Source organism: Rhizobium sp. PEPV16, from assembly GCF_008919455.1.
Taxonomy (GTDB): Bacteria; Pseudomonadota; Alphaproteobacteria; order Rhizobiales; family Rhizobiaceae; genus Rhizobium; species Rhizobium leguminosarum_Q.
This window is the reverse complement of record NZ_VSZV01000212.1, coordinates 1-13,635: the sequence shown is the minus strand read 5'-3', so window position 1 is coordinate 13,635 and position 13,635 is coordinate 1. Positions and strand designations below refer to the sequence as shown.

General features: G+C 62.1%; 11 protein-coding genes. 9 read left to right on the top strand and 2 right to left on the bottom strand.

The window, feature by feature from the left end; genetic code table 11:
* Positions 1–30 precede the first annotated feature (30 nt).
* Positions 31–1,608 (bottom strand): sorbosone dehydrogenase family protein, encoded by a 1,578-nt coding sequence (locus tag FY112_RS06570; RefSeq protein ID WP_151518015.1) that lies wholly within the window; start codon positions 1,606–1,608, stop codon positions 31–33.
* Complete coding sequence (locus FY112_RS06565) at positions 1,608–2,042, bottom strand: DUF2231 domain-containing protein (RefSeq protein ID WP_151518012.1); 435 nt, start codon at positions 2,040–2,042, stop codon at positions 1,608–1,610. The genes FY112_RS06570 and FY112_RS06565 overlap by 1 nt, the downstream gene beginning before the upstream one ends.
* 382 nt (positions 2,043–2,424) lie before the next feature.
* Here FY112_RS06565 and FY112_RS06560 point away from each other — a divergent pair, with 382 nt between their 5' ends.
* The 9 genes from FY112_RS06560 to FY112_RS06520 all read left to right on the top strand — a co-directional run.
* Positions 2,425–3,453, top strand: coding sequence for a substrate-binding domain-containing protein (locus tag FY112_RS06560; RefSeq protein WP_017956656.1), 1,029 nt, complete (start codon positions 2,425–2,427; stop codon positions 3,451–3,453).
* A 68-nt stretch (positions 3,454–3,521) separates the two neighbouring features.
* Entirely contained in the window at positions 3,522–5,060 is a 1,539-nt protein-coding gene (locus FY112_RS06555) for a sugar ABC transporter ATP-binding protein (protein WP_151518014.1), read from the top strand.
* Between the two features lie 28 nt (positions 5,061–5,088).
* Positions 5,089–6,081 (top strand): ABC transporter permease, encoded by a 993-nt coding sequence (locus FY112_RS06550; protein WP_151518011.1) that lies wholly within the window; start codon positions 5,089–5,091, stop codon positions 6,079–6,081.
* Position 6,082: 1 nt separating this feature from the next.
* Positions 6,083–7,087, top strand: a complete 1,005-nt coding sequence (locus tag FY112_RS06545) for a sugar-binding transcriptional regulator (protein WP_151518010.1) — start codon at positions 6,083–6,085, stop codon at positions 7,085–7,087.
* On the top strand, positions 7,084–8,079 hold the full coding sequence (locus FY112_RS06540; protein ID WP_151518009.1) for an aldo/keto reductase: 996 nt from the start codon (positions 7,084–7,086) through the stop codon (positions 8,077–8,079). The genes FY112_RS06545 and FY112_RS06540 overlap by 4 nt, the downstream gene beginning before the upstream one ends.
* A gap of 12 nt (positions 8,080–8,091) precedes the next feature.
* The gene (locus FY112_RS06535; protein ID WP_151518008.1) at positions 8,092–9,840 is read left to right on the top strand and encodes a glycerol-3-phosphate dehydrogenase/oxidase; all 1,749 of its coding nucleotides are present in this window, start codon (positions 8,092–8,094) and stop codon (positions 9,838–9,840) included.
* Positions 9,813–10,655 (top strand): class I fructose-bisphosphate aldolase, encoded by an 843-nt coding sequence (locus tag FY112_RS06530; protein ID WP_151518007.1) that lies wholly within the window; start codon positions 9,813–9,815, stop codon positions 10,653–10,655. The genes FY112_RS06535 and FY112_RS06530 overlap by 28 nt, the downstream gene beginning before the upstream one ends.
* 32 nt (positions 10,656–10,687) lie before the next feature.
* Positions 10,688–12,217, top strand: coding sequence for an FGGY-family carbohydrate kinase (locus tag FY112_RS06525; protein WP_151518006.1), 1,530 nt, complete (start codon positions 10,688–10,690; stop codon positions 12,215–12,217).
* Positions 12,218–12,219: 2 nt separating this feature from the next.
* On the top strand, positions 12,220–13,635 hold a 1,416-nt coding region (locus FY112_RS06520; protein ID WP_151518013.1), incomplete at its 3' end, for a GMC family oxidoreductase.

Sequence of the window (13,635 nt, the reverse complement as noted above, 5' to 3'; positions counted from 1 at the left end):
TCGGAGCCTCGGATTTCGGCACCTCCGAATTTAAGGACCGGTTGCAGGGGCAATCTGCATCTGCGTGGGCCGGAGCCCATCTCTTTGTTGGCCGGAAGGTGGTGGTGCCAGGCCGGTCGGGCGCTTATCGGGCGATGCCGGTGGTGTTTGGGATTGAGCAGCCGACCCCGTCAGTCCCGTTCCGATATTTGGATCTCCATCGGGAGTCTGATCTCGCGCCGCATTCGTCGAAGCTTGCAATTTTACTTGGTCCGTGCCGATTGGCTGCGGCGTGATTTTGCCGTCGGACGACGATATGCGCCAGACGGTATTGCCGGCGTCATCGGCGACGAGCAGCGCTCCCGTCCCGTCGATCTCGACGCCAACCGGCCGTCCCTTCGCCTGGTCGCCCTGGATAAACCCTGTGACGACGTCCTGCGCCTTGCCGGACGGCTTGCCGTTTTCGAATGGTACGTACACGACTTTGTAGCCGTTGAAGCTGTCCCGATTCCAACTGCCATGCTCGCCGATGAAGGCGCCGTTGGCGTAGGCGGCCGGCAGCGCTGAATTCATAGAAAAGGTCAGTCCGAGCGCGGCGACATGGCTCGACAGCGCATAATCTGGTGGGATCGCCCTTTCGACCATGTCGGGACGCGGCGGATGCACGCGCGCATCGACATGCTTGCCATAATAGCTCCATGGCCAGCCATAGAAACCACCTTCCATGACCGAGGTCATGTAATCGGGAACGAGGTCCGGTCCGAGTTCGTCGCGCTCGTTGACGACCGTCCAGAGCACACCTGTCTCAGGGTTGAAGGTGAGGCCGTTCGGATTGCGCAGACCTGAGGCAAAGACCCGCGCCGCGCCGGTGTGCCGGTCGACCTGCCAGATCGCTGCACGGCCCTTTTCCGCCTCAAGCCCGTTCTCGGCGACGTTGGAATTCGAGCCGACCGAGACGTAAAGCATCTGCCCGTCGGGGCTCAGCGCCAGATCCTTGGTCCAGTGATGATTGATCGGACCACCCGGCAAGGGCGTCAGGGTTTTCGGTTGGGCGGTGATTTCATTCTGGCCAAGTTCATAGGGGTAGGCGAGTATGGCGGACGTCGAGGCGACGTAGAGCGTGTTGTCGACCCAGGCGACACCGAACGGCGAATCGAGTTTCTTCAGAAGATCGTGCCTCTCATCCACTTTGCCGTCGCGGTTCGCGTCACGCAGCAGTGTGATAACGTTGCTTTCCTTCTGCTCGCCGCCGCCACCACGAGCGATCGACATGATCCAGCCCCGGATCAAATCCTTCGGCCGTGAGGTCGGTTTGCCGGACGGGCCGCGCGACTGAATCACCAGTACGTCGCCGTTCGGCAAGGTGTGGACTGTCCTCGGATTGGCGAGGTCCTTGGCGTAAGCAGTGACCGTCAAACCATTCGGAACGGCCGGCGTCTCACCATCCTTCCAGCCAACGACCTCCGCTACCTTCAGATCAGGCAGCAGTGAGGCGGTTGGTTCCGGAAGGACGGGATTCGGTCCGATCTGCTGAGAGATATCAAAATCTCCGCTTTGAGCGTAAGCGGCAAGACCGACGCCAAGAGATATCGACAGAACCGAAGCGCCGAGTATCTGGGATTTTTTCATCATATCCTCCAGGCCAGTCTGGCATATTTTCGAGCGGAAACTGCTGCGGCCACCAGGCACAAGACAAAGGTGAGGGCCGAAAGCATCAGTCCATATGGGACTACGGCCGTCCATCCATCGCCGGCATGGATAAGGTTGTTGGCAAAGGCAATGCCCAGTATGATCAGATAGAGGAGCGCGGACAGGAGCGGCGGCCGCAAAGGGCGGGTGCGGGGACGCATCAGATCCATCAATCCGGCCAGAATCGCAAGCGACCCCAACATAAGCCCGGCGAGCAGCAACCATGCAGAGAAATTCTGCCACATCAGATTGCCGGTCTGCCAGAAAGCGATATCGGTCGCTAGCGCGAGCGTGAAGCAGACGAAGGGAAAGGGGACGAACAGCGACTGCGTCGGATAGGCGGCCGAGTCTCGATTGCTGGCGGATATAGCCATCGCACGCTCCGTGGGGCTGAGAGCTTGAGGATGCCTATCCAACCCGCGGCGAGAGCAGATGGTTCCGTTGCAGTACCTTGGAAAGAGCAACCTTCGTCGCTCAAATAACCCCTCAACTGCTCTGTCCCCTGTCAGCGGTAATAATCCAAGCACGAGAATCAAACAGTACGCCTTCTAAACGCCCCTAAGGCGCTATCGACATCCCGTCACACGTCTTTTGTGAAATATATTTCACAGCATGAATTATATTGACAGCGCTCTGCCGTTGCGATTATCTGCCCATACCGGACTTCGAGGAGGAACTCCGGTCTTCAATGGATCATCGGCAGCCGCTGAGGCGCCGCCGGATATTTGGGAGGGGCTTCGGCCTCGAGGAGGAAACTTGCGCAAATTTCTAAGCACGACCGCATTGGCGGTCCTCGCATCGACGCTTTTCGCCGGCGTGGCCAGCGCGGACACGGAAAATCCGTTCCGCTGCAAGCCCGGTGAAAAATACGTCATGAACGTCATGGTATCGGGCGTCGAATATTGGTTCCCGGTCTATGAAATGTTCAAGCAGGCCGGTCAGCAGCTCGGTTGCGAGACCGCCTATACCGGCACGCCGGAATATGACGTCAACAAGCAGATCGCCACCTTCGACCAGGCGCTGGCCCAGAACCCGGCCGGTATTCTCGTTCACCCGATGAACTCCGATCCGTTCATCGAGCCGATCAACCGGGCGATCGACCAGGGCACGGCGGTCGTGACCTTCGCAGCTGATGCGCCGCTCTCCAAGCGCATCTCGTTCGTCACGTCGGACAATACCCGCGAAGGCACCTATGCGGCAGACGCGATTGCCGAAAAGATGGGCGGCAAGGGTGAATATGCCGTTCTCGAAAATCCGGGCCAGGACAACCACGACAAGCGTATCGCCGCCTTCATCGCCCGTATGGAGGAAAAATATCCTGATATGAAGCTGGTCGGCCGCGCTGCGTCCAACCAGGACCCGAACAAGGCCTATCAGGGCTTGATGAGCCTGGTGCAGGCACATCCGAACATCGGCGCCGTCTTCATGCCGGAAGCGAACTCGGCCATCGGCGCTTCGCAGGCCAACAAGGAAAGCGGCGGCAAGATCCTCGTCATGTGTGCCGACGTCAACGCCAACATCCTCGACATGATCAAGGCGGGCGAAGTGTTCGGCTCGATCAATCCGAACCAGGGCATGCAGGGTTATATGGGCTTCATGCTCTTGTGGCTTGCAAAACATCCGGAACTCATCGACCCGATGAACGACGCCAAGCGCGTCGGCTTCAATCCGATGAGCATTCCGTTCGTCGACAACGGCCTGTCGATCGTCACGGCTGCCAATGCCGACGACTTCTACTGGGACAAGTACCTGAAGCGGCGGGGCACCAAAGGCATCGAGGAGTAAGCCTTTGTGCCGGCTGTCCGGGGCAGGAAACTCCGGACAGCCACCGCGAGCGTGAGGAGGGGACGATGATGGTGTCGGTGCCGGTTCTGGAAATCCGCAATGTCAGCAAGCACTTCGGTGCGGTGAAGGCATTGACGGAGGTGAGCTTCAACCTGGAAAAAGGCGAGGTTCATGCGCTTTGCGGCGAAAACGGCGCGGGCAAGTCGACGCTGATGAACATCATTGCCGGCGTGCTGCAGCCGACCGAGGGAGACGTTCTCGTCGATGGCGCGCCGGTAAAGGTAACGTCGCCGGCCGTGGCGCAATCGCTCGGGCTGGGGCTCGTGCATCAGGAAATCGCGCTCTGCCCCGATGCGACGGTGGCCGAGAACATGTTCATGGCCGCGACCAACCGCCGCCGCTCGCCTTTCATGAACTATGGCCGGCTGGAGCGGGATGCACAGGTCGTGATGAACCGTCTGGCGCCGATCGACGTGCGCCGCAAAGTCGGCGACTTGTCGATTTCCAGCCAGCAGCTTGTCGAGATCGCCAAGGCGCTGACGCTCGATTGCCGGGTGCTGATCTTCGACGAACCGACGGCGGCATTGACGGAATCGGAGACGCAGATCCTGTTCGGAATCATCCGCGACCTCAAGGCGCAGGGAATTTCGATCATTTATATCAGCCACCGCATGGCCGAAATCTTCAACCTGTGCGACCGGGTCACCGTGTTTCGCGATGGCCGTTATGTCTCGACGGAGAAAGTGGCGGATTTGACGCCGGATGATGTGGTGCGCCGCATGGTCGGGCGCGAGATTACCCAGCTCTATCCAGAAAAGCAGGCGCTGGCGGAGCGGACCGATGAGATCATCCTGCGCGTTCGCGATCTCGGCGACGGCAGCCGCTTCACGGATGTCAACTTCGACCTGCGCAAAGGGGAAATTCTCGGCGTCGGCGGGCTGATCGGCTCGGGCCGCACCGAGATAGCCGAAGGAATTTGCGGATTGCGGCCGGTAACCGGCGGCGAGGTGCAACTGCATGGACAGCGGCTGCGGGCGCGGTCCTATGCGCAGGCGGCGCAAGCGGGCGTCGTCTACCTGTCGGAAGACCGGAAAGGCTCCGGCATTTTCCTCGATCTTTCTATCGCCCAGAACATTGCCGTTCTCGATTTGAAATCGCTGACCGGACCGCTGGGACTGTTGAATTCCAAGGCCGAGGCGGATCGTGCCCACAACCTGGTCCGGCGGCTCGGCGTGCGGATGGGTGGCATCGACATGCCGGTCTCATCGCTGTCCGGCGGAAATCAGCAGAAGGTGGCGATTGCCAAGCAGTTGGCGGTCAGTCCCAAGGTCATCCTGATGGATGAGCCGACCCGCGGCATCGATGTCGGCGCCAAATCGGAAATCCACCGGCTGCTGCGCGATCTCGCGCGCTCCGGCATCGGCATCGTCGTCATCTCGTCGGAACTGCCGGAGCTTCTCGGTCTGTGCGACCGGGTGCTGGTCATTCACGAAGGCACGGTTGCAGGCGAGGTCGAGGGCGAGGCGATCACGGAGGAAGCGATCATGCGGCTCGCCTCGGGGATCGGCGGCCACAACAATTCGAAGGCATCAGAGCATGCCGCGTAGGGAAAAAGCAGGGGCAGGGGACAGGGTCATGGCGGACGCTACATTGGCAACGGCACATCAGGCACGCGCGCCCGGCTGGAAACGGCTGGGGACGATGCGCGAGGCGGGACTGATCGCGATCATCCTGGCGCTCTGCATCATCATGAGTTTTGCCTCGCCGCATTTTCTGACGCTCGGCAACTTTCGGGCGATGCTGATGTCGTTTTCGGTGGAAGGGATCGTCGTCGTCGGCATGACCATCCTGTTGATCGTCGGCGGCATCGACCTGTCGGTTGGCTCGGTCGTCTGCTTCTCGATGGTGCTGTCGGGTTCACTGTTCCTGATGGGGCTCGATCCGTGGAGCGCATCCCTGATCGGCATTGTTGCCAGCGGCCTGATCGGCTGTGTCATGGGCTTCTTCGTCACAATCGTCGGGCTCAACCACTTCATTACCTCGCTTGCGGCCATGGTGATCGTGCGCGGTATCTGCCTGATCATCACCAAGGGCACACCGCTGTCGCTATTCACCTTGCCGCCCTCGTTCAAGGCGGTCGGGCAGGGCACATTCTACGGCGTCCCCTATGTGATCCTGATTTTTGTAGCGGTCGTCGTGCTGTTCGATTTCCTGCTGCGCCGGGCAACCGCCTTCCGCAAGGTGTTCTACACCGGCAGCAACGAGAAGGCGGCGCTCTATTCCGGCATCAAGACCAACCAGGTGAAGTTCTGGGTGACGGTGCTCTGCGCCACGCTGTCCGGTGTTGCCGGGGTGATCTACATGTCCCGCTTCGGTGCCGCGACCCCGACCTTTGGCGTTGGCATGGAACTCAACATCATCGCAGCCGCGGTGATCGGCGGTGCGTCGCTGAATGGCGGTTCCGGCACGATCCTCGGGGCAATTCTCGGCATCGCCCTGCTGTCGGTCGTAACAAGCTCGTTGATCTTGCTCGACGTGTCTGTCTATTGGCAAGACATGATCAAAGGCTGCATTCTGCTTGCTGCCGTCTCGATCGACCATTTCCTGCACAAGCGGAAGGCTGCCTGATATGCCGATAGCCAAACTCAAACCCGCAAATGCGCCCCGCGAGGAAATCGTCATCGCCCGGCAGATGCACCAGGCTCTGGTCCTGCATTTCCTCGAGGGACTGACACAGGCGCAGATTGCCGATCAGCTCGGCATCTCGCACGCCACCGTCAACCGCCTGATCAAGCGCGGCCGCCAGCTCGGCCTGGTCGAGATCAAGATCAAGTCGCCGGTCGAGCCGCTGGTCGATATGGAAGAACGGCTACAAGCGCTTGGCGGCATCGGCCGCGCCGTGGTGGTGCCGACAGTCTCCGACAATCCGCAGACGGCGCTTCAAGCCGTCGGCGAAGCGGCAGCGAGGTTGCTGCTGGAAGAGATCACCGACGGCGATACGATCTGCATCACCGGCGGCAAAGGGGTGAGCGCCGTCGTTGCCGGTCTGCAGCCGCCGCGTCGGTTCAATGTCGAGGTCATTCCAGCAACCGGCTGCGTCCAGGGTAAGCACTATACCGATGTCAATCATGTTTCGACCTTGATGGCCGACCGGCTTGGGGGGCGTTCCTACCAGATCCATGCGCCGCTCTTTGCTGATGATGCCGAGCAGCGGGCGATGCTGATCAACATGCGTTCCGTCGCAGACGTTTTCAAACGGGGGCGCGAGGCGAAGGTGGCGGTGGTCGGCATTGGCTCGATCCTCTCGGACGATTCGAGCTATTACGACCTGCATCCCTCCTCGAGCACCGACCGCGCCGCGATCGAGCGATCCGGCGCCTCCTGCGAATTGCTGGCGCACCTGCTCGATGATCATGGCCAGATCTGCGACTACAGCCTCAACCGTTCGCTGGTGTCGCTGACGCTGCCGGAATTCGCCTCGATCCCCACCAAGATCGGTGTGGCGAGCGGACCGAACAAGGCGGGCCCGATCCTCAGCGTTCTGCGCGGCAATCATCTGGATACGCTGGTGACCGATGAGGCGACGGGTGCGCGGGTGCTGGCACTGGCGAATGGCGAAGGGAAATGGGCATGAGCGGACAGCAACTGACACGTGAGATCGGCAAATCGGGCGTTTCCGCCTCGGCGGTCGGACTGGGCACCTGGGCGATCGGCGGCTGGATGTGGGGCGGGACCGATGAGGACGAATCCATCGCCGCCATCCAGGCATCGCTCGATGCCGGCGTGACGCTGATCGACACGGCGCCGGCCTATGGGCTTGGACGTTCCGAGGAGATTGTCGGCAAGGCACTGACCGGGCGCCGCGACAAGGCTGTCATCGCCACCAAATGCGGCCTTGTCTGGCATACGCAGAAGGGCCGTCATTTTTTCGACCAGGACGGCAAGCCGGTGCACCGTTATCTCGGCCGTGACGCGATCCTGCATGAGGTCGAGGAAAGTCTGAAGCGGCTCGGAACCGACTATATCGACCTCTACATCACTCATTGGCAGGATCCGACGACCCCGATCGAGGAAACGATGCGGGCGCTGGAAGAGCTGCGCACATCGGGCAAGATCCGGGCGATCGGCGCAAGCAATGTCAGCCCCGACGACCTCAATGCCTATATCGCTGCCGGTGGTCTCGACGCGATCCAGGAGCGGTTCAGCATGATCGACCGGGAGATCGAGGCGGAGCTTCTGCCGCTGACCAAGGCAAACAGCGTTGCGACGCTGAGCTACTCGTCGCTGGCCTTGGGGTTGCTGTCCGGCACCATCGGTCCAGACCGGGTGTTCTCAGGCGACGACCAGCGCAAGGACAGTCCGCGCTTTTCGGTCGACAACCGCCAGAAGGCAACGGCGCTGGCCGACGCCATCCGGCCGGTCGCGGAAAAACATGACGCCAGCATCGCCCAGATCGTGATTGCCTGGACGCTGGAGCAGCCGGGCATCACCTTTGCACTTTGCGGGGCGCGCAATCCGGCACAAGCGCTCGACAATGCGCGGGCCGGGACCATCCGGCTGGATGCGGCGGATCTCGCGGCCATCGATACGGCCATAGCGGCGAAACTGACTGACATGGACAGGTAGCGGATCGCCATCATGAAACGGCAAGAGATATTGGACGGGCTCCGCCAGAGCCCGAAGGTGGACGTGTGTGTCATCGGCGGCGGCATCAACGGCATCAGCGTCTTTCGGGAGCTGTCGCTGCAGGGGCTGAATGTGCTGCTCGTCGAGAAACACGACTATTGCTCCGGGGCCAGTTCGGCGCTGTCGCGCATGGTGCATGGCGGGCTTCGTTATCTTGAAAACGGCGAATTCAGGCTGGTGCAGGAATCGCTGGTCGAGCGGGACCGGCTGCTGCGCAATGCGCCGCATTACGTTGCGCCGCTGCCGACGACGGTGCCGGTGTTCGATATCTTTTCCGGCCTCGGCAATGGCATCGTCCGCTTCCTGGGTCTCAGCCGCCGCCCGAGCCGGCGTGGCGCTATCGCCATCAAGGCGGGCCTGAGCATCTATGATTTCCTGACCCGCAAACGGGCGCTGATGCCGCGCCACCAGTTTCGCGGCCGGCGCAGAACGCTTGCCAAATGGCCGGCGCTCAATCCCGACATCAAGAGTTCGGCCACCTATTTCGACGCCTGGGTCAGCCATCCGGAGCGGCTGGGCATCGAGCTTCTGCGGGATGGTCTTTCGACAAAGTTCGGAGCGATGGCGCTGAACTATGCGGAACTGCAGCGGACAGAGGATGGTCAGTACCGCGTCGAAGACCAGATCGGCGGCGCGTCGGTTGCCGTCGAACCGACGCTGATCATCAACGCCACCGGCGGCTGGATCGACATCGCCAATCAGACCCTGTTTTCGCCAGAAGGGCGGCCGGCTCCGCTGATGGGCGGCACCAAGGGCTCGCATCTGATCGTCGACAATGCGGACCTGCGCGACGCGCTGGCCGATCACATGATCTACTATGAGAACGAGGACGGGCGGATCTGTATCCTGTTTCCCTATCTCGGAAAGGTTCTCGTCGGTTCGACCGATATCCGCGTCGACGATCCGGAAACGGTCCGCTGCGAGGCGGACGAGCGGGATTATATCCTGCAATCGCTCGCCTTCGTGCTGCCTGATATTGCTATCCGGCCGGAACAGATCGTTTTCCAGTTTTCCGGCGTGCGGCCGCTGCCGGCCAGCACCGACAGTTTTACCGGGCGCATTCCGCGCAATCATTTCTGCACGGTCGTAGAGCCGAAGGATGGTGGCCCACCGGTTCTGTGCATGATCGGCGGCAAATGGACGACATTCCGGTCCTTCGGGGAACTGGCGGCCGACATGGCTTTGGAAAGGCTCGGCAGACGGCGCCGCATTGCGACTACCGATCGGCCGATCGGCGGCGGGCGGGCTTTTCCCGATAACGCGGCCGCCTGGCTAACGCAGGTGGCGGCCAGCAAAGGCCTTTCCGTCCGGCGCATGGCTGAGCTGTTTGCCCGGTACGGCACGGATGCCGAGGCGATTGCCGGCTTCATCGCGGCGGGCCCCGATGCGGCGCTGCCGCACGCCGGCTACTCGGTGCGCGAATTGCAGTGTCTGATCCGCGAGGAAGCGGTGGAACATCTCGACGACCTGCTTTTGCGGCGCACGACGTTGGCCGTTTCGGGCGAGCTTTCGCTCGACATGATGGATGCAGCACTCGACCTGCTGGCGCAGGAAAAGCGCTGGACGCTCGCGGATCGCATCCGTGAGCGCGACCGTTTTCTCATCCTTCTCACCGAACGCCACGGCGTCGACGAAGACATGCTTTCCGCAAGGAACGAACCAAGGAGCATAGAATGCGACACAACAGCAAAGTCCGGATGAACCGGCTGTTCGGCGGCGGCCGCTGCCTCGACGTGGCGATCGATCACGGCGTCTGCAACGAACCGTCCTTCCTCAACGGGCTGGAGGATATTCAGGCCGTCGTCAAGGCCCTGGTTTTTGCCGGGCCGGATGCGATCCAGATGAATTACGGCCAGGCGGACCTGCTGCAGGAGGTGCCCGGCAAGGACAAGCCGGCGCTGGTCATGCGCATCGACATGGGCAATCCCTATAACCGGATCCGCCACCGCGACATGTGGGCGGTGCTGCAGAACGAGGCCGAGCCGTTGATCGGCGCGATCGAAATGGATGCAGCCTGCGTCGTCGTCAACCTGTTCATGCTGCCGGACGAGCCGGACCTGTTCCGCCAATGCGTGCAGAACATTTCCCGCGTGCGGGCCGATTGCGACAAGTATGGCATGCCGCTGATGATCGAGCCGCTGGTGATGCAGCCGGTCACCGAAAAGGGCGGTTACATGGTCGATGGCGATGCCGACAAGATCGTTACCTTGACGCGGCTCGCCCGCGAGATGGGGGCGGATATCGTCAAGGCGGATCCGACCACCAATGCCGAGGATTTCCACAAAGTGGTGGAAGCAGCCCGTTGCCCGGTTCTCGTCCGCGGCGGCGGCAAGGAAGATCTTCGTGCCGTCTTCGACAAATCCGCCGCCTTGATGCGACAGGGCGCAATGGGCATGGTTTATGGGCGCAACATCTATCAGCACGCCAATCCGAGTGCCGTGGTGCGCGGGCTGATGGCGATCGTGCACGAGGATGCGAGCGGCGAACAGGCCTTTGCGCTCTACCAGCAGGGCTGAGCAGCGATTTCGAATCTTGGGAGGGGTTCTGCATGGGAAACTATCTTTTGGGGCTCGATGCCGGAAACACCGTCATCAAGGCGGTAATTTTCGACCGGGCGGGCAACGAGATCGCGGCTGCGTCCGAAGAGGGACGCAGCCGCATGCCGAGCCCGGGGTATGTCGAGCGGGATCTGGACGAGCTCTGGGCGAATGCGCGGCGGGTCATCCGCGCCTGCATTGAAAAGGCAAGAATCCAGCCGGAGGAAATCGCCGCGATCGGTTGCGCCGGGCATGGCAACGGCCTCTATGCGCTTGATCGCGACGGCGCTCCGCTCATCGGCATCCAGTCGCTCGACACGCGGGCGGCCGGGCTGGTCGATGAATGGCGAGAAGCCGGCGTTGGTGACCGGACCTATCCGATTGCCCGCCAGCGCCCGTGGCCATCCCAGACGCCGACACTGCTTGCCTGGCTGAAGCGTCACCGGCCGGAACTGTTCAACCGCATCGGTACCGTGTTCTTCTCCAAGGATTTCGTCGTCAACCGCCTGACCGGCCGCCGTGTCAGCGAAGTGTCCGACATGTCGGGGGCCGGTCTGCTCGATCTTGCCGCGCGCCGCTACGACAAGGCATTGATGGAAGCCTATGGACTGGACGATTGCATGGACCTCTTGCCGCCGCTCATCGAAAGCGCCGACATTGCCGGCACGGTAACGGAAGAGGTGGCGACGCAAACCGGGCTCGCCGCCGGTACGCCCGTGGTCGGTGGGCTGTTCGACGTCGTCGCCTCGGCGCTCGGCTCGGGCGTTTCGCGCACCGGCAGCGCCTCGATCATTGCCGGCACCTGGAGCATCAACCAGGTCGTTATAGACAGTCCCGACCTCGACGGGCCGGTCTTCATGTCCTCGACTTTCGACCACAGCCGCTACATGGCGATGGAGAACAGCGCCACCTCGGCTGCCAATCTCGAATGGCTGGTGCGGGAGTTCTTCGAAGGCAAGCATGCTGAAGGCGTTTCGCCCTTCGATGCCTGCTGCGCGCTGGCCGGGGCAATGGAGCCCGCGGCCGACGACCCGCTCTACCATCCATATCTCTATGGCGCCCAGCAGGACGGCCACGCACGCGCCGGCTTCTACGGCATTGCCGGTTGGCACACCAAGGGGCATCTCGTTCGCGCGCTTCTCGAGGGTGTCGCCTTCGGTCATCGCCAACATATCGAGACGATCCGAAAGGCCGGGGCGGTCTTCAACGAGGCCGTGCTCTCCGGTGGCGGCTCGCGCAGCCTGATCTGGCCGCAGATCTTTGCCGATGTGCTCGGCGTACCCGTCACTGTCGCCCGATCGCGCGAAACCGGTGCACTAGGGGCGGCGATTGCGGCTGGAACCGGCGTTGGCGTCTTCGCGGATTTCGGCGCTGGTGCTGCGGCCATGGTCCGGACCGAGCGGCATTATCGCCCGGATGTTTCGCTTGAGGCGCATTATGCGCGGCGCTACGCTCTCTATCAGGATATCGCCGAAGCGATGGCACCGCTCTGGCGGCGTCTGACGGCGGTCCCGCCGGTGGCAGCGGGGGCGGCGGCGTGAATATGCGTGTGGATGATGCAGCCATTGATGCGGCCATTGATGCAGGAAGCTACGACTTCATCATCGTCGGCGCGGGATCGGCGGGATGCGTTCTGGCCAACCGGCTGTCGGCCGATCCGAAAACCCGCGTCCTGCTCCTTGAAGCCGGCGGCAGCGACCGGTACCATTGGGTGCATGTGCCGATCGGCTATCTCTACTGCATGGGCAATCCACGCACCGATTGGATGATGAGGACGGCGGCGGAAGCCGGACTGAACGGCCGGTCACTGCCCTATCCGCGTGGAAAAGTGCTGGGCGGCTGCTCGTCGATCAACGGCATGATCTACATGCGCGGCCAGGCGGCCGATTACGACGGCTGGCGGCAGGCGGGCAATTCCGGCTGGGGCTGGGACGACGTGCTACCCTATTTCCTGAAATCCGAGGACAACTATCGCGGCCAGTCGCCGATGCACGGGACAGGCGGCGAATGGCGGGTGGAAAAACAGCGGCTGTCCTGGCCGATCCTCGATGCCTTTCGCGATGCGGCCGAAGAACTCGGTATCCCGAAGACCGACGATTTCAACGATGGCGACAATGAGGGCTCAGGCTATTTCGAGGTCAACCAGCGCGGCGGCCTACGCTGGAACACGACCAAGGCCTTTCTGCGCCCGGCGATGAAGCGGCCCAATCTGCGTGTGCTGACCGGCGCCGAAACCGAGCGGCTGGAATTCGACGGCAAAATGGTGACCGGCGTGCGGTTCCGGCTGAACGGGCAGAACCATCTGGCTCGCGCCGGTCGCGAGGTCATCCTGTCTGCCGGTGCGATCAATTCACCGAAAATCCTGGAGCTTTCCGGGGTCGGTCGACGGGATGTGCTGTCCGCTGCCGGACTGGACGTCGTCCACGAACTTCCGGGTGTCGGCGAAAACCTGCAGGACCATCTGCAAATCCGTACAGTCTTCCGCATCGAGGGCGCAAAGACGCTGAACCAGCTCTATCACAACCTGTTCACCCGGGCAGGCATGGGGTTTGAATATATGCTGCGCCGGTCCGGTCCGCTGTCGATGGCGCCGAGCCAGCTCGGTATCTTTGCCAAGAGCGATCCGGCCGTTGCGACCGCCGATCTCGAATATCACGTGCAGCCCTTGAGCACAGACCGGCTCGGCGAGCCACTGCACAAATATCCCGCCGTCACCGTCTCCGTCTGCAATCTGCGGCCGGAGAGCCGGGGGACCGTGCATGTCGGCGGCCCGGACTTTTCCGTGGCGCCGGAAATCCGCCCGAATTATCTTTCGACCGTCGGCGACCGGATGGTTGCGACGAAATCGATCCGGCACGCCCGCCGGCTCATGGAGGCCGGTGCGATCGCCAAGTACCGGCCGCAGGAGATGCTGCCGGGCACGGAGTACCGGACTGATGAGGAACTGATCCGTCGCGTC

What these genes read in the sequence shown, in the direction of transcription:
- FY112_RS06570 (WP_151518015.1), bottom strand. Translation starts at nt 1,608, where the DNA reads ATGAAAAAATCCCAGATACTCGGCGCTTCGGTTCTGTCGATATCTCTT.
- FY112_RS06565 (WP_151518012.1), bottom strand. Translation starts at nt 2,042, where the DNA reads ATGGCTATATCCGCCAGCAATCGAGACTCGGCCGCCTATCCGACGCAG.
- FY112_RS06555 (WP_151518014.1), top strand. Translation starts at nt 3,522, where the DNA reads ATGGTGTCGGTGCCGGTTCTGGAAATCCGCAATGTCAGCAAGCACTTC.
- FY112_RS06550 (WP_151518011.1), top strand. Translation starts at nt 5,089, where the DNA reads ATGGCGGACGCTACATTGGCAACGGCACATCAGGCACGCGCGCCCGGC.
- FY112_RS06545 (WP_151518010.1), top strand. Translation starts at nt 6,083, where the DNA reads ATGCCGATAGCCAAACTCAAACCCGCAAATGCGCCCCGCGAGGAAATC.
- FY112_RS06540 (WP_151518009.1), top strand. Translation starts at nt 7,084, where the DNA reads ATGAGCGGACAGCAACTGACACGTGAGATCGGCAAATCGGGCGTTTCC.
- FY112_RS06535 (WP_151518008.1), top strand. Translation starts at nt 8,092, where the DNA reads ATGAAACGGCAAGAGATATTGGACGGGCTCCGCCAGAGCCCGAAGGTG.
- FY112_RS06530 (WP_151518007.1), top strand. Translation starts at nt 9,813, where the DNA reads ATGCGACACAACAGCAAAGTCCGGATGAACCGGCTGTTCGGCGGCGGC.
- FY112_RS06525 (WP_151518006.1), top strand. Translation starts at nt 10,688, where the DNA reads ATGGGAAACTATCTTTTGGGGCTCGATGCCGGAAACACCGTCATCAAG.